Raw genomic sequence first — 19,036 nt, 5'->3', positions numbered from 1 at the left:
TAAGGGGCTTCTTTCGTTTGATAAATTACATTTCTATCATCAAAACCATATGAAGGGTTCCTGCCCCTTCCAAGACGATAGGCAGATTGATGGCTTGATTGAAGCCATACATTTTTGTATGACCGACAAGGACGGTTGGTGGTGTAATATCCATAAGAATATTATCATTTGCTAAGGAAGTGGCAATATTACCTGCAAGCATATTACCAAGCTCGGCAGCGAAGGATTCCAGCATTTCGCCTTCGAGAGGCATACCAAACATGACTTCACCTATTTTACTCACACAGTCGCTTGTTCCTTCAATGATCAATCTTCCACGGACGTCCCCCGTCATCCCGATTAGTACAGAGATGGATTCCTGTTCAAAGGGTTGCTTAATGAAGGAGGGTTTCTGGACTTCTGAAGAAAAAGGAAGGACCGACTTTACTGCAGAAATCGTTCCATTTAATACTTTTGTTATAAGAGCATTGATTTCCATATAGATACCCCCGATTGTATGGTTATTCCTATAATAACAAATTTATAGGGTTAATTACCTATCTTTACGAAAAAAATATTTAAAATTGTGTATTTAAGCCTATTAAATGTTTCAGAATCATTTTTGCTTTTATTGGGAAGCTTAACCATATATTGATTAATAAGGAGTGTATTCATGTCTTATTTATTATCTGCTTCCCACATAAAACTACCTTATCAACTTTCACAGGATAAAATCATGGAGTTTTCCCGCGAAATTTTCGGTGCATCTTTTAAGAATATCGAACGATTATTGCAGGCGTTCAAAAACGGCCAAGTGGAAAATAGGTATTTTTCCAATGACCTAGATTGGTTTAGGGAAGATCATACGTTTCAAGAAAAAAATGAAGTATATGTCAAACAGGCTGTCGACTTCGGAAAAGAGGCCATAGAAAAGTGCTTGGGTAATACTGAGTTCTTGAAAAATGAGATTCATCCTAGTGAAATTGATGCCTTTTTTTTTATCTCAAGTACTGGATTAGCAACCCCAACCATAGATGCGAGGATCATGAATGAACTTCCTTTTGATTCCCATACGAAAAGGATCCCGATATGGGGGCTGGGTTGTGCGGGGGGAGCGAGTGGTCTTTCACGGGCATTTGAGTATTGCAAAGCATATCCGGACGCTAAGGTTATCGTATTATGTGTAGAACTATGTAGCTTGACTTTTCAGAAAGATGATATTACTAAAAGTAATTTAATTGGGACGTCCTTATTTTCTGATGGAGTTAGCTGTGTGTTAATCTGCGGTGACGATGCAGAGGTAGAGGGGATGACCACAAAAGAAAACCATCTGTATTTTTTAGAATCCCAGTCCACCCTTATGCCCGATTCTTTGGAGGTTATGGGATGGGATTTGAAAGATCAAGGTCTTCATGTGGTCTTCTCTAAAGATATACCCACCATTATTAAGGAATGGCTTAAACCAAATGTAGTGGCCTTTTTAGAGAAAAAGGAAATTAGACTTGAAGATATTCACGATTTTATAGCCCACCCTGGAGGGAAGAAGGTTATTGATGCCTACCATGAGTCATTAGGGTTCAATGAAGATATGACGGAGGATTCCATGGCCGTTTTAAGAGAGTTTGGCAACATGTCTTCGGCCACGATTTTGTATGTCCTTGAAAGGTTCATGAAGCGTAGTGGGCATAAGGGGGATTACGGCCTTGCGGCTGCATTGGGTCCAGGTTTTTCATCTGAATTAGTGTTAATGAGGTGGAACTGATGATTTTTGGGATTTTTATAGGCTTGATTGCCTTACAGCGCCTTGCTGAATTATACATCGCCAAGCAAAATGAAAAGCAAATGAAGAGAGCGGGGGCAGTGGAGTTCGGAGAGAATCATTACCGTTGGATGGTCCTTATGCACTTGAGTTTTTTTGTCGTTCTTACTATTGAGGTAGTCGCATTCACAAGAGAGCTTTCTCCCTTGTGGCCTATTTGGTTACCTTTGTTTCTGATAGCACAAATAGGAAGGGTTTGGGTCATAATGACGCTCGGGAAACATTGGAACACAAAAATCATAGTCGTCCCGAATGCGGAAGTGGTCATTAAAGGACCGTATAGGTACATTAAACACCCTAATTACCTCATCGTGGCAACTGAAATCATTGTCATTTCCTTATTATTCAATGCTTATTTTACAGCAATGATTTTCAGCCTGTTGAATGTCTGGATGATGTCTGTTCGGATTCCCATGGAAGAAAGGGCATTAAAAGAACACACGGAATATTCTTCAGCTTTTAAGCAAAAATAATAAAAAGTTTATTTTTCTTATTGAAAATGATTATCGTTCGTGATAAGATTCTAATTGAAGATGAAAATTATTCTCAATAGAGTAGAAAACATATAAATATGACAGATGAAACTAATAGCCTAATATATAAGAGGATGGTGTTTTGTAATGATTTGGTTATTCATTTTATTGACAGTCGCTACATATACATTTGTGATGAAACATGTGTTAAACAATATCCAAAAACCGGCTAAGGCCGTACGACCTTTAACTCAGTCAAAAAAAGAAAATCACGCTACTTTCCACCCAACACCCTCAACTCGGTAAGCCTTTTTATAGTGAAGTACTTCAGTGAAAGCCCACAAAACTGTGGGCTTTTTTGCTTGTCATTACATGATGGACAAGCAAATCGTTAAGCTAACGGTATGAATAACAAACGAAATCGTTTACAATAAGATTATCAAAATGAAGATAGAATAAGGGGTATGGATCGATGATTTCTGAAGTAATCAAACAACAGTCTAAAATGGGGATTTTGACTGCCATGTATGAAAAATTCCAATTGGCAGGGGATATTGGGAATGCAGATAAACTTAAACAGTTAATCATGAAAGTGAATAAGGAAGAATTCATCATAGCATTCTGTGGCCATTTTTCCGCAGGGAAGTCCAGCATGATCAATTACTTCCTAGGTGATCAAGTATTGCCTTCTAGCCCGATTCCGACGAGTGCCAATACAGTTAAAGTTCAAAAAGGGGAGGACTATGCCAAGGTCTTTTTTCATCATCAGCCACCGGTCGTATTCCCTGCACCATATGATTTTAAGGAAGTAAAGAAATTCGCCAAGGACGGTGATTCCGTATCGGCCATTACTATAAGCTCCGATCAGTTTCAATTGCCGGATTCTTGTGCAATCATGGATACGCCGGGTATTGACTCGACCGATGATGCTCATAGAGTATCTACCGAATCGGCCTTGCACCTTGCGGATGTTGTTTTTTATGTTATGGACTATAATCATGTTCAATCAGAAGTGAATTTCCTGTTTACGAAAGAACTGTTAGAAGCTGAAAAACCAACATACTTAATTATCAATATGATTGATAAACATGATGAAAGCGAACTGAGCTTCCAGAACTTCAAACTCTCGGTTTCAGAAGCGTTTGCGAACTGGAATGTATATCCTGATGGAATCTTTTATACATCGGTCAGAGATTTGGATAATAGCGAGAACGAGATTGAAACCGTTCGTAATTTTCTTTATGAAATGGCAGAAAAGGGCCTGACTAACGGGAAAGATGCCATTATACAATCTGCAAATGCCCTGGTTGAGAGACATCTCACCTGGCTAAAAGAGCAGTATGAAGAAGAACATGCCAGCGAATTCGAGGTGCTCTCGGAACTTCCATATGAAGAACGGATGCAATTGACGAACCAAGTGGATAGACTAATCAAGGAGAAAGGTTCTTTGACAAATCGCTTGGAAAGGATAAAGGCTCAATTCTCCGAAGACTTGGAAGTCATCCTGAAAAGTGCGTACATCATGCCGGCAACTACGCGTGATTTGGGTAAATCGTTCTTGGAATCCTTACAGCCTGATTTTAAAATGGGATTATTATTCGCAAAGAAAAAAACGGAAGCTGAACGGCTGGAACGCCTTCATTCATTCTTGGCCGATTTGCAAGAAAAGGTCAAGACACAACTTGAATGGCACCTGAAGGAGTTGGCTGTGAAAACTCTAACTGAAGCAGAAGTACATGATACAGAGCTTGAAAGTGAAGCCCAGACATTGCACATCGAGATAACAGAGGACTACGTCAAGAAATCTTTAAAGCCGCAGGTAAATGTTACGGGTGAATATGTTTTGAATTATACCAATGACCTCGCTTCCACGATTAAAAAGAAGGCTCGTGATGAAGCGGATTTGTTTTTCAATAAATTGGTAGTCGCTTTGCAGGAGAAAATTGAGGTGCATTCGGAATCCATCGATAACGAATTGGAGGATTTTTCTGAGTTTGCAGAAGCTCTTAAGGTTACAGCAGCGATGAATGGTGAAATAGCCACTCAAAAGGAACGCTTGGATGCCATTTTCAATCAAACGGTACCACCAGTCGAAGAAGGTGTTATTCAGTCCCTTTTAACTCAATGGGATGAAGAAGAAAAAAACGTCACGGTTAAAATAATGAATACGAGTGAGAATGAAACGTTTGATCGAGATAAGAAACTCGACACAAACCGTGATGAAAAAAATGAGGAAATAAAAACGGTTGTGACTGATACTGCTACAAATAAAGATTTACGGGGTAAGGATAAGTTGATGGATACCGCAAAGAATTTACAAAGTGCCGCCAAACTCATCCAGCCCTTGAAAGGTTTCCAATCACTGTATAAGGAATTAAGGGAGAAGGCTAACCGTCTCGAAAAGCAAACGTTCACTGTTGCTTTATTCGGTGCCTTCAGTGCCGGGAAGTCCTCTTTTGCCAATGCATTAATGGGAGAGAACGTCTTGCCGGTATCGCCTAATCCTACCACTGCTGCAATCAATAAAATAATGGCTTCGGATGGTGAACATGCACATGGTACGGCAGCTGTTACACTAAAAACCGAAGAGATGCTGCTAGAAGATGTGAAGTTAGCTTTAGCTGCGTTTGATCAAACAGCCAAGTCACTAGGTGAGGCTCATCAATTGGCTGGAGAGATAATCGAAAAAGCAGGAGAAGTCGATAAAGGGAAAACCCATCTATCTTTCCTTCGGGCGTTTTATCACGGAATGCCGCCATACCAAAAAGATTTAGGAACCGTCATAACGGTGGATTTGGAAGGATTCAAGAGTTTTGCTGCAGAGGAGTCGAAGTCGTGCCTCGTAGATTTGATAGAATTGCGTTACGACTGTGAAATGACTAAGCAGGGGATGGTGCTTGTTGATACACCGGGAGCGGATTCAATAAATGCCAGGCATACTGGTGCTGCCTTCGAATATATAAAAAATTCGGATGCCATTCTTTTTGTGACCTATTACAACCATCCATTTTCAAAGGCAGACAGAGAATTCCTGATCCAGCTTGGCCGAGTTAAGGATTCCTTTGCAATGGATAAAATGTTCTTTATCGTCAATGCAGTCGATTTAGCTCAAAATACTGACGAGTTGGACGAAGTGATGGAGTATGTCAAGGATCAATTAAATGGCTTCGGGATCCGTTTTCCAAAGCTATTCCCTCTTACAAGTAAGGGAGCATTGTCAGAGAAGAAAATTCCTGGTTCCTTCAAGCACGCTTTCCTTCAGGATAGTGGAATATCCGATTTTCAATTGCAGTTCGATTCGTTCATAGAAAATGACTTGACGGGACTTGCCATCGAATCAGCGCAGGCCGCTGTAAGAAGGACCGAGGAACTAATGCGTGATGTAATTACTGCCTCCAAGCAAGATGAAAAAGCGAAGCAAGAGGCCCTTGAGACATTGACTCATGAGGCTCGGACCATTTCAGGTATTTTGGAAGTCATTAAAGGGGATGCCGAAAAACTACGGTTGAAAAAAGAGATTGATGAACTGACATTCTATAGTAAACAGCGTGTATTTTTCCGGTTCAATGACTTCTTTAAGGAAGCATTTAACCCTGCAGTCATAAAAGACGATGGGCAGGATTTGAAACAGGTCCTGAAACAATCCTTAAAAGAATTACTTGAATCGTTAGGTTTCGACCTTTCACAGGAAATGCGTGCGACGGCATTGAGAACGGAAATGTTCGTTAATAAATTGTTGAATGAAAAACAAGTCGGTTTGCTTCAACAAATTAAGACTGTCAGAAAAACAATTTCTTTACAACCCTATGAACCGAGTGAGAAAGAGTCCCTTGAATTTACACGTGCTTTTACCGAAATGGATGCAAGTGAATTCAAAAGAGAATTGGCCCAGTTCAAAAATCCAAAATCCTTCTTTGAAAAAAATGAAAAGGTTAAAATGAGTGAAGATATTCAACAGCATTTGGATGAGCCCGCTCTGATTTACGTAAAGGAACAAGGGGCACGTATATTGGAATTATATACGGGGATTCTGGATCAGGAATTACTATCGATTCAAAAGAAATTCCAAGGGGAAATAGCCGATGTTTTTGCTGGCTTACGCGCTGCATTGGAAGAAAAGGTCGATTTACCGTATTATGAACAGGCTGTAGAGAAGTTGGTAAATATGAACTCATAGAAATGATAAATAGAAACGAGGTTACTTATATGAAAGAAAACCTTATTTCACATTTGTTGAAGCTTGAAAAGCAAAAAAATATTACGATTTTGGTGGCTGCTGTAACAGGTAGCCATTCTTTTGGTCTATCTTCCTCTAATTCAGATTCTGATGTCAGGTTCATTTATGCCCATAATGAAGTGAAATCCTATCTATCAATAAGCCAACCTGTCGATCTTATTCAAATGGATGAAGGCAGCCTAGATTTCGTTGGTTGGGATTTATTTAAGGCATCCCGGCTCCTATTAAAAAGTAATCCTTCTCTTTATGAATTGTTTAAGTCTCCTATTCAGCTTATCTCTCAGCTGGACTATTATCGTAAAGTGTCAGATTTGATGGATAGGGCTTTTTCCAAAAAGGTCTTAGGTCATCATTATTTCCGAATGTTATGGGGGAATTTACAAAGATTGTCTGAAAAGAAAGATTCAGATATTAAAGAGTTGAAAACATGGGTACAAGTTTATCGCTCTTATGTAACTTTGCAGTATCTCATCCAAAAAGAACCGCTGCCACCAATAAATGTTTGGGATCTAACGGATTCCGTCATGCTTGAAGAAACCACAAAAAAGAGAATGACCGCCATATTTATGGCAAAGAAGGATCGGCACTATTCTAAAATTGAGAGTGAAGAAAATCTCAACTTCTTGAAAGGGGAATTACCCTTCCTGAAAGAAAAATTAGCAAACCTTTCTTTAGGGGTCAATATGGAAGAGAAACTCAATCAAATAAATTGGTCCATTTTAAAAAAGGAGATGGGTTCATGGGATATATAATGGAGAGTGAAGAACTACTATCCATGTTTAATAGGGGGAATATCAGGATTTGTGATTGTCGATTCAAGCTAGGTGCGTCCGATATGGGTCGCAATGAATACGAAAAAGAACATATTACTGGTGCCATATATTTTGATTTAGAAAAAGACTTATCGGGGAAGGTTGAAGAACATGGGGGTAGACATCCGCTTCCGAACCTGGGTCAATTTAAAGATAAGCTAGAATCATATGGAATAACCAATGATACGATTTTAGTTGCCTATGACGGCGGAGAGGGTAGCTTCGCTTCGAGATTCGTTTGGCTTCTTACTTATATGGGGCATCGGAAGGTATATATACTAAACGGTGGATATCGGGCATGGAAGGAAAGAGGATATGCCTCTGATGATCGGTTGCCACATTATGAACCAGCGGAATACCACTTGCAAATCAGGGAATCTGTGCTCGCTTCTTATCAAAAAGTGAAGGACTTCACTGAAAGAAGACCTGATGATGTGGTGTTGATCGATTCAAGGGAAACTAAACGGTTTCTAGGGATTGAAGAACCAATTGATAAAAAGGCAGGTCACATACCAGGGGCAATCAATAAGGTATGGACGAATGTTTTGGATGAGGGCTCTTTTTTACAGGCTGAAGAACTTAAGCAAACATACAAAGGTATTAGCCGGGATAAGGAAATTATCGTATATTGCGGTTCCGGTGTGACGGCTGCTCCCAATTATGTAGCTTTAAAGGAAGCCGGTTTTCCCAATGTGAAGGTATATGTGGGAAGCTTCAGTGACTGGATTTCCTACCCTGACAACCCTATAGGATGATTAACTAATTTTCCAATTAACTATCCTTAAAAAGGTGGACAGCTATGGTAAAATAGATATACATCATGATAGAGGTGATTAAGTGTTAATGAATGAAAAAGAACAGCAGCCTTCCTTTATGCTTGTCGATGGAATGGCACTTTTATTTAGAGCTTTTTATGCAACTGCGGTCACAGGCCAGTTTATGATTAATTCAAAAGGGGCGCCCACTAATGCTGTACAGGGCTTCCTAAAGCATATGCTCACAGCAGTCAATCATTTCTCCCCTAGTCATATCGCGGTATGTTGGGATATGGGTAGTAAAACGTTCCGGAATGAATTGTTTGACGGGTACAAGGCGAATCGAACGTCCGCCCCTGTTGAAATGATTCCACAATTCGAATTAGCTAAACAAGCCGTCGAGGCTTTTGATATTCCGAATATCGGGCTTCCAGGCTATGAAGCGGACGATTGTATCGGCACCATTGCAAAAGCTTCAGCTAACCATAGTCGTGTTGGAATTTTAACGGGCGACCAAGATATGCTTCAGTTAATCGAAGACAATATTTCCGTTCTCCTTTTAAAAAAGGGATATGGAAATTACGAAGTCCATAATCCCGATAGCTTCTTTGAATGGAAAGGGATTACCCCTAGACAGATGATTGACCTAAAAGCGTTAATGGGTGATACCGCTGACAATTATCCCGGTGTAAAAGGGATAGGGGAAAAAACAGCCTTAAAGTTATTGATACAATATCAAAATATAGAGGGTATCCTCGAAAACGTTGCTTCATTGACGAAGGGACAGCGAGCAAAGATCGAATCAGCCATTGATATGCTTCATTTATCAAGGCAACTGGCGGAAATCAAATGCGATGTGCCGATATCGTGTCCCTTAGATCAGGCAATTTATCAATACGATCGTGAGAAGGTCCAAAATTTGGTCAGGGATCATGAATATAAAACCCTACTGCGTATGCTATAAAAATAAATGAGAGGAATTCCCATCGGGAATTCCTTTTTTCTTTGGATAGGGAGATTTTTGTCGAAAAATGGATAGGCAAAACTACTTATTTACGATAAGATGTAAAAAGCATGAAAGAGGAAGTGATGCGGTAGTGGGGCAATCAACTGAAGAATACGTGAGTTTTTTAGAAGGAAAGGGCTTCTCTTTCGGTGATGACGCCATAGGTTTTATTTATTTTGGCAAACGTTATACCGAAGCAAGTGATACTTTAGTCAATGTGGCAATCGAATTGACCTTGAAAGTCCAAAAGAAATTTGATGGCAGTTTTTATATCTCATTCCTTGAAAATTTAAAACACAATGGCATTGAAACGCACAAAGCGGCGGTATCGTTTGCCAAAGAACAAGGATTACTTAAATAGGTTGGACTTCGTAAGTAGAAGTCCAACCTATTTACGTTATTTCCCTAGAAAAAGATGTCCTTTTTTTGGATGGAAGTTCAGCAAGAATCATTCCGACGAAGATGAAAGCGCACCCTGCTAAAGAAGCCATCGTCAATTTTTCATCAATCCATATGTATGAGGTTATAGCAGCGAACACAGGTTCCATTGAAAAAATCAAAGCAACCCTTGTGGGAGTCGTATAAGCCTGAAAATAGGTTTGTGCGAAAAAGGCGAATGCCGTTGCTAAGGCAGCGGTTACCAATAATGCCGTCCAAACCTCTGTCTGAAGCATGACTTCCGCCTTGAAGACCACGGAATAATTCTCATCAAAAAGGAAGGCGGAGACAAAGGACAATAAAGATACCGTGCAGATTTGAATCAACGTCAAGGGAAGTGCCGGAAGGATTTTGGCATATCTAGCGGTGGTGATGATCTGCATCGCAAAGCTGACTGCACATAAAAACACCAAGAAATCCCCGGTATTTAAAGACGAATGGTCAACGAACGCCATTAAATAAAGTCCGAATGTTGCGGCAACGACTCCCAACACTGTATTACGCGATAACTTCAATTTTAAGAGCAGCAAAGAAAAAACGGGGACCATAACCACACTTAAGCCCGTGATGAAGCCTGTTTTTGCCGGAGTTGTTAATTCCAGACCTTTCGTTTGAAACGCATAACCCAAGAAGAGCCATGCTCCGATATGAATTCCTGCAATCAACACTTCTTTACTACATGTCGTTCTTTTTTTATGTGAAGTCAAAAAATAAGGGATCAGCAAAAACAGAAAGGCAATGAAAAACCGGACAGCGTTAAAGCTAAAGGGTTCAAGAAAAGAGAGAGCGTTTTGAACCATTACAAATGTAACGCCCCAAATAAATACCACGAATAGTAGAGTTACATCAGCCGTTTTTTTCATGTTCATCCTTATTCAAACGTATGGCCCGTCGAGCTAGCTCATCAGCCGATTTGTTTTCTATACTTGGTATCCATTTAATAAAGAATAGCTCCAGTTGGTCGGTCAGCTTAAGTGCCTCATAAAGCAAGACTCCATATTTTTTTTTAGCGAACTTCTTCTCAATGGCTTGGTTAATCGCTTGGGAATCTGTCCGGAAGGAGACCACTTTATAATTGCTGGCCACACATATCTCTAAAGCCTTTATTAAAGCATGGTATTCCGCCTCATGGTTTTCCATATATCCTAGCGGAATGGAATGACGTTCTACTACACCGTTATTATTTATGAAAATCCCAGCCCCGCTTGGTCCAGGGTTTCCGGCACTGGCTCCATCGATATACACTTCAATCATGATGTTCCTCCTCGAGTACACATTGTTAATATGATATGATTAAAACTTGTTTATAAAACATTTTTAAACGGAAGAATGAAAAACATCCCCATTCAAAAGAGAGAGTTTCGTGCTATTTAGGGAACTACTATAAATAATTATTATAAGAATATTTATTTATATATTTTATATTATAGATGGTGTTACGGAGAAAAGGTATGTAAAATTGTCTAACTCAATCGAGTGAAAAAAAAAAGCGATCAAGGGGCTGAAAATCATTGAAAGTAATCATGCAATGGAAATATAAAGCTTCCAGAAAACCTTCGGCTGTTTTTACTTCGGATTGGCTGGATGCCGGTAGTGCGTTAATCATAGCCGAGGACCTTGAAAAATCGGGGCGGTTAAAGGACGTGGAATTCAAGGATGATTTCGAAACGACATGGACGAAGAAAGAATTGAAGAAACTTCTGACTGTGGTGGAAGAGGAGCCGCAGGATGTGACGGTCTTTTTTGATGGAGGCTACCAAAAGGAACAGAATATAGCTGGATTAGGTGTAGTCATTTATTATCGGCAAGGAAAAAAAAGCTTCCGTATCCGTGCGAATTTAAGGCTTGATCAATTCGAGTCCAATAATGAAGCGGAGTATGCCGCACTTTATGAAGCGCTGAACCAGATGGAGGAGTTAGGTGTACATCATCAAAGTTGTTTCTTTAAGGGAGATTCACTTGTTGTTTTAAATCAACTATCGGGTGACTGGCCATGTATGGAAGAAAACTTAAATAAATGGTTGGATCGGATCGAAGCCAAGATGGAGAAAATGAAAATCATTCCGCATTATCAGCCAATTTCACGCAAGGAAAATCAAGAAGCGGACCGTTTGGCAACACAAGCATTACAGGGAGAAGCCATTTTTAGCAAGTTGGAAATTGCTGATCAAAGGAGTCGTAATAAGGATGAATCGGAAAAAAATTTATGAAGAAGTTGAAGAGGTTATCGTATCATATTGCCAGGACTGTTTTTTACAAAAACAATTTCGAAAAGATAAAGGACGTTCATATGCCCACCAGTTCTGCATATCGCAGTGCACTGTCGGAGAAAAACTAAGAGAACTTGGCAATAAACTTGTTGACGATTCACAAGTATAAGACATATTCATCTACTTTTTTTCGCAATGACATAGAATAATATGGTATTATAGGAAAAAAGAAGGAAAAGTGTGGGCCATGAATAAAAGAAAAGGATATGTAAATAAAGAGTGGGTTTCACCACTTACCATTTCCGAAATTGATTCTTTGTTGGAAAATCTGAATAAAAAGATAGAAGAAAATCAAGAATCAGTGAGTGATCATAATGTAAAACAAAGGTTCAATGACAATTTTCATAACCAAATAAACGATATCACGGTAGAAATAAAGAGTATTTTCGATGATATACGAAAAGAAGAGAAAATTGAGCGTCGAACCATTGATAGGATTCAAGCCGAGATTGTTCCTGTCATTCAAGAGGCTGCAAAAATTCCTGACATCTACTATCTATTTGAAGAAATGCAATCTAAAGATGAATATACGTACAAGCATAATATAGGAGTAGGGATCATCGCGACCTATTTAGGAAAAAAGCTTGGTTTATCGAGTGAAAACCTCACCAATCTCACTTTAGCTGCAACCCTACATGATGTGGGGAAAACAAGGATTCCTGAGAGTTTATTAGATAAACCGGGCAAGCTTACTTTGACAGAATACGAAGAAATGAAACGTCATACGATATACGGGTATGAGCTGCTCAAGAACATTCCGGGCATTCATCCATCTATAGCATTAACGGCACTTCAGCACCATGAGCGTGAAGATGGACATGGTTATCCATTAAATCTCAATGGGAATGACATTTACTACCTTTCCAAGGTCGTAGCTATCGCTGATGTGTTTCATGCCATGTCTTCAAATCGTGTATATCATCAGGCCATGCCATTTTATATGGTAATTGAACAAATGAATCGTGATGTTTTTGGGAAATTCAATCCTAAAATTTTGTTGGTTTTCATTAATACGTTGATGGAAACTTTAATAGGAAAAGAAGTTGTGCTAACAAATCAACAAACGGGCACAATTCTCATGATCAACCCGTATGATCCCCTTAAAGTACTCATGAAAACAGATACTGGCATCGTGGACTTAAGAATGGAAAAGGAATTACAGATTGACCGTATAATAAGTAAATGAGAAAAAGAGCCCGATTTATAAATCGGGCTCTTTTTCAATTGGCTTTACTGAATCGAAATAGGCTTTTAGCATTACCTTATTTTCAGTGAAATCAGCTATTGTATATTGATCAAGTACCTTCAAAAAAGCATCTAAGGCATTATTAAGTATGAATTTCAAAGAACATACCGGAGAAATCACACATTTATCATCATCTTTGAAACACTCTACCAGGTAAAAATCTTCTTCGGTTTTCCGTACCACTTCTCCAACATTGATACCATCTGGAGATTTTGCTAGCCGAAAACCACCGTTACGTCCACGTATTGTTTCGATATAACCCAATTTACCTAGGTTATATACAATCTTCATGAGATGGTTTTTCGATATATGATAAACTTCAGAAATCTCTTTAATATTCGTCAATTTGTTTTGTTCTTGGGAAGCTAGGTAAATCAATACTCTTAATGAATAATCTGAATAACTCGTTAGCCTCATATCTATCGCCTCACATTCTATCCCCTTGACTATATCATAAATGTGAACACTTTTTAAACATTAATACTAAAGTGCCTAAAAGAAGTATTTAATATATTGCTTTAATTGTATTTTCGATTTAAGATAAACATGTATTTAAAATACTTGTTTTTTAAAGAGGAGCTTATATATGTTATCTCAAAAAACCATTGAAATCATAAAATCTACTGTACCTGTTTTGGAAGTCCACGGCACTACCATAACTACTGTATTTTATAAAAATCTTTTAGAAGCACATCCAGAGTTATTGAATATCTTCAATCACACCAACCAAAAAAAAGGGCGCCAACAAAATGCACTTGCGAATACGGTGTTAGCTGCCGCTAAATACATTGACCAGCTTGAGACGATCTTGCCAGCAGTCAAACAAATTGCTCAAAAACACAGGAGTCTTGTTGTAAAACCAGAGCATTACCCTATTGTGGGAGAATACTTATTGGCTGCAATTAAGGAAGTATTAGGCGATGCCGCTACCGAGGAAATCATTCAAGCATGGGGAGACGCATATGGTGTCATAGCTGGTGTTTTTATTAATATGGAAAAGGACATGTATGACCAAGCCGCCAACCAGAATGGGGGGTGGGCTGATTTCAAACCTTTCACTGTTGTAGAGAAGGTACGTGAAAGTGATGTTATAACTTCTTTCTATTTAAAGCCTGCTGATGGCGATTCAATCCCGTCATTTTTACCTGGACAGTATTTAACCGTCCGCATGGAGATACAAGGTGAACAATACTTATTCAATCGTCAGTATAGTTTATCGGACGCACCAGGCAAAGAATATTTCCGGATTTCCGTCAAAAAAGACAAAACAGGAATCTCTCCTGATGGAAGGGTTTCAAATTACTTGCACGAGAGCATTCAAGTGGGGGACAGTATTGATATAACGGTGCCTGCCGGAGACTTTACTCTCGACAATAAAATGCAAACCCCGCTTGTATTTCTTAGTGGAGGAGTTGGAATCACTCCTTTCATGAGTATGATACATGCACTTGCTGACCAACAGTCTGAACGTGATATTCAATTCATACACGCTTCTGAAAATGGGGCAGTTCAGCCATTTAGAGAAGAACTGACTGGACTGACAGAAAAACTACGCAACTATCAATTATCTTTTGTCTATAAGAACCCAAGTCAAGATGATCAAAATCTACCCAACTACGAAAAAAAGGGCTATATGGACGCTGAGCTTTTGGGCAATCATTTAAAACCAGATGCCGATTATTACGTCTGTGGACCTGTACCATTTATGAAAAGTATCGTCACTCACTTGAAAGAGCTAGGAGTCGATTCTGAAAAAATCCATTATGAGTTTTTCGGTCCGGCAATGGCGCTTTAGGTTTTATTCGGACATTGAATGTTGTTGACATCGCAATGATAATTTTGCATACTATATTAAAACAATGAACGTTGAGAGAAGATTAGTATGCGAAACATTACTGTGACAGAGAGCGGTGTTTATAGCTGGAAGACCCGCGACAGATAAGCGCTGAACCTGCTTCTTGAGTCCTATGCAAAACATAGGCGCGAATCCTGGCGTTAATAGGCAGAGTGGGATGCCATTATTTGTGCATCCAATGAAGGTGGTACCACGGAAAGCAACCCTTTTCGTCCTTGTTTTGAGGATGAAAAGGGCTTTTTTTCATGTCTAAGATACTAATTGGAGGAAAAAACCGATGGAAAAGAAGCGCATCGTTGTAAAGATAGGAAGTAGTTCTTTAACGAACAACCAAGGTGAAATCGACCAGAATAAATTTTCCGATCATATTCAAGCAGTGGCTGCATTGCGTTCGGTCGGACATGAAGTAGTACTTGTGTCGTCAGGAGCGGTCGCAACCGGTTTTCGAAAATTGGGTTATCCGACAAGGCCAGTTACATTAAAAGGAAAACAAGCGGCTGCCGCGGTCGGGCAAAGTTTATTGATACAATCTTACATGGAGCAACTGGGACAATTCGGGATTATTCCCGCCCAAATCTTATTGACAAGAAATGATTTCTCGAATAAAGATCGTTATAAAAATGCATATGCTACATTGATGGAACTGCTTGATCGGGGAATTCTCCCGATAATTAATGAAAATGATACCGTATCCATAGCGGAATTGACTTTCGGTGATAATGATATGTTATCTGCGCTTGTTAGCGGCCTTGTCCATGCCAATCAGTTAATTATTCTAACTGATATTAATGGACTTTATGATTCCAACCCGCAGACCAATCCGTTGGCAAAGAGATTCAGCCAGCTTTCGGATATCACAGAAGATTTGCTACGCATGGCTGAAGGTCCAGGCTCAAGTGTTGGGACAGGAGGAATGAAATCTAAGCTGATTGCTGCGCAGACTGCTCTTTCCTTGGGAGTGAAAGTTTTTATAGGATCCGGCGAGGGTAGCGACAAACTTCTTACCATTCTTGAAGGTAGCGGTGATGGCACATATATCGGTAATGAGGTCTTAACGACAGTAACAAAAAATAAGCAGTGGATATCCCTGCACTCGAAAGTATCAGGGGAAATTTACGTGGATGAAGGTGCCGAAAAGGCTTTAATTTTATATGGAAGTAGCTTATTGCCTGCAGGTATATACGATATTAAAGGGAATTTCAATAAAGGTGACGTCGTCGAAGTTTTTGGGGCGAGCGGTATATTGGGGCGAGGGGAGGTCTTATATTCCTCCTCCGAATTGAAACAAGCGATGGGCAAGCGGACAACCGAGCTTGTTATTTCATCGATCGAGGTCATCCATCGTGATAAATGGGTGAAGGCCTAAAGAAAAGTAATTAAGGGGGTTTGTAGAAATGAGTGAAGTGGTGGCGAAGGGAAAGGCAGCACAGAATGCAAGCTATCAGTTAATCGGACTATCTACTGAAATGAAAAATGAGGCATTGAAAAAAATTGCCCATCAACTGATCATTGATAAGGAATATCTTTTAAGAGAAAACAAAAAAGACCTAGAACAAGGCAGACAAAAAGGGATGAGCGAGTCGATATTAGACAGAATCATGTTGAATGGGAAACGTATTGATGATATGTCAGCGGCCATACTTCTCTTAGTTGACTTGAAAGATCCAGTTGGTGAAATCCTGGAAAACATTGAAAAAGAAAATGGCTTATTGATTAAAAAGAAACGTGTCCCTATTGGCGTCATCGGCATGATTTATGAAGCAAGGCCCAATGTGACAATCGATGCCGCCACATTATCATTAAAAACAGGCAATGCGGTCATCTTACGTGGAAGTTCATCCGCGAAACATTCTAATATGGCTTTGGTTTCATCTATCCATAAAGCTTTGGAAAACACGGAGATCCCATTGGAGGCTGTCCAGCTAATAGAAGATACAAGCCGTGAAACGGCAAAAGAGCTTTTCCATCTTAACGAATATTTGGATGTCTTGATTCCTCGGGGCGGAAAGAATTTAATAGAAACAGTGATGAAAGAAGCCAGCGTCCCGGTCCTGGAAACAGGGGCAGGAAATTGTCATATTTTCATTGACGCTACGGCTGAACCTTCAATGGTGGAGAAGATAGTATTAAACGGAAAAACTCAGCGCCCTTCCGTATGCAATGCCATTGAAAGCTTGCTTATTCATGCTGAATGGTTTGAAGAAAACGGAGAACGGTTGTTGTCGGTCTTGCATGATAAAGGGATAGAGATATACGGGGATGAAACGGTTTGTTCCACTTCTTTACGAGCTATAGCCGCGAAGGAAGAGGATTGGTCAGCTGAGTATTTAGCATTGAAACTCAGTGTCAAAATTGTCAAAGATGTTTCTGGGGCGATTGAACATATTAACCAATATGGTACAAAGCACTCTGAAGCAATCCTTACAAATGACACAAAAAATGCAAATGTCTTTTTGAACAAGGTGGATGCAGCGGCAGTTTATCATAATGCTTCGACACGCTTTACCGACGGTTTTGAATTTGGTTACGGTGCCGAAATAGGCATATCCACACAAAAGCTTCATGCGCGCGGACCTATGGGCTTACCTGCATTAACTTCAAGCAAGTACTTTATATATGGTCAAGGACATATTAGGGAGTGAAAAAGCATGATTCATGATGATTAATAAATCTTTTTAAAGGGTAATGGTATATTACATTACATTAAAAGGAGCAGATATCATGGACAAGAGATATATAAAAATTTTCGATAATGAAGATCAAGCATTGGTAGCAGTGAATTCTTTAAAAAAAGAAGGATATACAACAGATCAAATTTCAGTGGTTGCGAAAGATAGTAAGAGCTTATCTAATGAAGTCGAAGAAGTCAGCCCGACTAAAACTGATGGTCTTATCGCAGGTGCAACAGCTGGAGGTGCAGTTGGTTTGACTGGTTTACTTATAGGAATGAGTGCACTCGCTGTACCTGGTATCGGACCGATTTTGGCAGCTGGTCCGTTATTTGCTACATTTGGTGGAGCAGCGGCAGGCGCAGCAGCTGGTGCAGGTGGATTGGAAAAACCTTTAATGGACTACGGCCTAGAGAAAACTGAAGCTAAACAGTATGTAGAGGATATCAAAAATGGTAAAATATTGGTTATTGCCGATCCTAACTTAAGTAAGCAACAAGTAGATTAAGTTATCAGTGACCCCTACATACATAAAGAATTTTTTATAATAGATTAAGGTGGAAGAGGATGCGCCAAGCATTCTCTTCTTTTTGCGTTGGTAGGGATCCTAAACAGGGCGTGAAGGAAGTATAAGGTTAAAAATCCGGATCATGCTTTACACCTGAAATACTGCCCTTGCCTTTTAAAATAAAAGCTTTTTTCAAAAATTGGGAAGTTCTTTTCTTCAACCACTTTTATGTAAATAATAGCTTGGCTGCTTGAATCGAGAAATAGATCCCGATTCCTATTAGGGAAACCCCTGATATAATCGAAATGCCTGTTAGTATCGGTTGAGATAAATACCTTCTAAGTGTGCTTGAAAAGATGGCCATCATGAAATCCCAGGTTACAAGGCCAAGAAGGATACCTGCACTATATACGAGTAAATGCTGAATATCATATTTTGATGCCGTGTTTGCAATAACTGAACCATAAATTCCTAACCAAAACAAAATAGATAAAGGATTCGAAAGTGCCATGATGAATCCGGAAAAAAATGAAGAAACGAATCGATCATTCACTTTCCGACCATTGACCTCAATTTTACCAGCACTTAAGAGGCTCTCGATTCCTGTATAAGTCAGTACGAAAAAACCAAATAGCCAAAGAAATGTCTTCAAGAAGGAGTTGTCCATAAAGTGGATAAAACCGAAAAAGACGAGGAGAATAAAGATAGTATCTGCTAAAATGGCCCCCCAACCGAAAATCCATGCATGTAAAAACCCTTTCTTAATCCCTATGTCCAATACAGCGGCATTAAAAGGACCGATAGGAGCAGCTAGCGACAAGCCCAAGAATATATAGCTGAAGAAAACACCCAAATCCAAATTATCACCCCTTCATTAATCTTGCTTATTTGAATGTATTCAAACTAATGGACTTGCAAACCTTTTTTTTCATTCTTTAATAGGCAAGCTACATGATTTCTAGATCGAGC

At 39.5% G+C, this 19,036-nt stretch carries 19 protein-coding genes; 14 read left to right on the top strand and 5 right to left on the bottom strand.

The window, feature by feature from the left end; all coding sequences use genetic code 11:
* Positions 1–25: 25 nt before the first annotated feature.
* A complete protein-coding gene (locus ACIQXN_RS09055) occupies positions 26–478 on the bottom strand; it encodes a chemotaxis protein CheX (protein ID WP_402965086.1) in 453 nt (150 codons plus the stop codon).
* 174 nt (positions 479–652) lie between these two features.
* Between ACIQXN_RS09055 and ACIQXN_RS09050 the strand changes: the two genes are divergently transcribed.
* From ACIQXN_RS09050 to ACIQXN_RS09020, 7 genes are all read left to right on the top strand, one after another.
* On the top strand, positions 653–1,741 hold the full coding sequence (locus ACIQXN_RS09050; protein ID WP_402965082.1) for a type III polyketide synthase: 1,089 nt from the start codon (positions 653–655) through the stop codon (positions 1,739–1,741).
* Positions 1,741–2,271 (top strand): isoprenylcysteine carboxyl methyltransferase family protein, encoded by a 531-nt coding sequence (locus tag ACIQXN_RS09045; RefSeq protein ID WP_402965078.1) that lies wholly within the window; start codon positions 1,741–1,743, stop codon positions 2,269–2,271. The genes ACIQXN_RS09050 and ACIQXN_RS09045 overlap by 1 nt, the downstream gene beginning before the upstream one ends.
* A gap of 472 nt (positions 2,272–2,743) precedes the next feature.
* Complete coding sequence (locus tag ACIQXN_RS09040; RefSeq protein WP_402965075.1) at positions 2,744–6,448, top strand: dynamin family protein; 3,705 nt, start codon at positions 2,744–2,746, stop codon at positions 6,446–6,448.
* A 29-nt stretch (positions 6,449–6,477) separates the two neighbouring features.
* Positions 6,478–7,260, top strand: coding sequence for a nucleotidyltransferase domain-containing protein (locus ACIQXN_RS09035; RefSeq protein WP_402965071.1), 783 nt, complete (start codon positions 6,478–6,480; stop codon positions 7,258–7,260).
* Entirely contained in the window at positions 7,248–8,075 is an 828-nt protein-coding gene (locus tag ACIQXN_RS09030) for a sulfurtransferase (RefSeq protein WP_402965066.1), read from the top strand. Before ACIQXN_RS09035 ends, ACIQXN_RS09030 begins: the two co-directional genes overlap by 13 nt.
* 88 nt (positions 8,076–8,163) lie before the next feature.
* Complete coding sequence (locus ACIQXN_RS09025) at positions 8,164–9,039, top strand: 5'-3' exonuclease (protein ID WP_402965062.1); 876 nt, start codon at positions 8,164–8,166, stop codon at positions 9,037–9,039.
* Positions 9,040–9,106: 67 nt separating this feature from the next.
* Positions 9,107–9,442 carry a DUF6123 family protein gene (locus tag ACIQXN_RS09020; RefSeq protein ID WP_402965058.1) on the top strand — a complete coding sequence of 112 codons (336 nt, stop codon included), beginning with the start codon at positions 9,107–9,109 and terminating at the stop codon, positions 9,440–9,442.
* 31 nt (positions 9,443–9,473) lie between these two features.
* Here ACIQXN_RS09020 and ACIQXN_RS09015 read toward each other — a convergent pair whose 3' ends face one another.
* Together ACIQXN_RS09015 and ACIQXN_RS09010 are read right to left on the bottom strand one after the other, a co-directional pair.
* On the bottom strand, positions 9,474–10,382 hold the full coding sequence (locus ACIQXN_RS09015) for a DMT family transporter (protein WP_402965055.1): 909 nt from the start codon (positions 10,380–10,382) through the stop codon (positions 9,474–9,476).
* Entirely contained in the window at positions 10,366–10,773 is a 408-nt protein-coding gene (locus ACIQXN_RS09010) for a reverse transcriptase-like protein (RefSeq protein ID WP_402965050.1), read from the bottom strand. Before ACIQXN_RS09010 ends, ACIQXN_RS09015 begins: the two co-directional genes overlap by 17 nt.
* A gap of 257 nt (positions 10,774–11,030) precedes the next feature.
* Here ACIQXN_RS09010 and ACIQXN_RS09005 point away from each other — a divergent pair, with 257 nt between their 5' ends.
* The 3 genes from ACIQXN_RS09005 (at position 11,031) to ACIQXN_RS08995 (ending at position 12,975) form a co-directional block, all read left to right on the top strand.
* The gene (locus ACIQXN_RS09005) at positions 11,031–11,729 is read left to right on the top strand and encodes a ribonuclease H family protein (RefSeq protein ID WP_402965046.1); all 699 of its coding nucleotides are present in this window, start codon (positions 11,031–11,033) and stop codon (positions 11,727–11,729) included.
* Entirely contained in the window at positions 11,707–11,898 is a 192-nt protein-coding gene (locus tag ACIQXN_RS09000) for a zinc-finger domain-containing protein (protein WP_402965042.1), read from the top strand. The genes ACIQXN_RS09005 and ACIQXN_RS09000 overlap by 23 nt, the downstream gene beginning before the upstream one ends.
* 78 nt (positions 11,899–11,976) lie before the next feature.
* Entirely contained in the window at positions 11,977–12,975 is a 999-nt protein-coding gene (locus ACIQXN_RS08995) for an HD-GYP domain-containing protein (RefSeq protein WP_402965039.1), read from the top strand.
* Between the two features lie 15 nt (positions 12,976–12,990).
* On the opposite strand, the gene ACIQXN_RS08990 is transcribed toward ACIQXN_RS08995, so the two are convergent.
* Positions 12,991–13,452, bottom strand: coding sequence for an RrF2 family transcriptional regulator (locus ACIQXN_RS08990; RefSeq protein ID WP_402965034.1), 462 nt, complete (start codon positions 13,450–13,452; stop codon positions 12,991–12,993).
* Positions 13,453–13,621: 169 nt separating this feature from the next.
* Here ACIQXN_RS08990 and hmpA point away from each other — a divergent pair, with 169 nt between their 5' ends.
* The 4 genes from hmpA to ACIQXN_RS08970 all read left to right on the top strand — a co-directional run bounded on the left by hmpA (position 13,622) and on the right by ACIQXN_RS08970 (position 18,067).
* Complete coding sequence (gene hmpA / locus ACIQXN_RS08985) at positions 13,622–14,830, top strand: NO-inducible flavohemoprotein (RefSeq protein ID WP_402965031.1); 1,209 nt, start codon at positions 13,622–13,624, stop codon at positions 14,828–14,830.
* A 337-nt stretch (positions 14,831–15,167) separates the two neighbouring features.
* Positions 15,168–16,256 carry a glutamate 5-kinase gene (gene proB, locus ACIQXN_RS08980; RefSeq protein WP_402965027.1) on the top strand — a complete coding sequence of 363 codons (1,089 nt, stop codon included), beginning with the start codon at positions 15,168–15,170 and terminating at the stop codon, positions 16,254–16,256.
* 28 nt (positions 16,257–16,284) lie between these two features.
* Entirely contained in the window at positions 16,285–17,532 is a 1,248-nt protein-coding gene (locus tag ACIQXN_RS08975; RefSeq protein WP_402965023.1) for a glutamate-5-semialdehyde dehydrogenase, read from the top strand.
* A gap of 79 nt (positions 17,533–17,611) precedes the next feature.
* Complete coding sequence (locus tag ACIQXN_RS08970; RefSeq protein ID WP_402965018.1) at positions 17,612–18,067, top strand: general stress protein; 456 nt, start codon at positions 17,612–17,614, stop codon at positions 18,065–18,067.
* Between the two features lie 226 nt (positions 18,068–18,293).
* Here ACIQXN_RS08970 and ACIQXN_RS08965 read toward each other — a convergent pair whose 3' ends face one another.
* Positions 18,294–18,920, bottom strand: a complete 627-nt coding sequence (locus tag ACIQXN_RS08965) for a LysE family transporter (RefSeq protein WP_402966072.1) — start codon at positions 18,918–18,920, stop codon at positions 18,294–18,296.
* Positions 18,921–19,036: the final 116 nt, after the last annotated feature.

Origin of the sequence: Peribacillus sp. NPDC097295 (assembly GCF_044761665.1) — a bacterium.
Lineage (GTDB): Bacteria > Bacillota > Bacilli > Bacillales > DSM-1321 > Peribacillus.
Note: the sequence above shows the minus strand (reverse complement) of the source record. Positions and strands in the feature narration are given on the sequence as shown.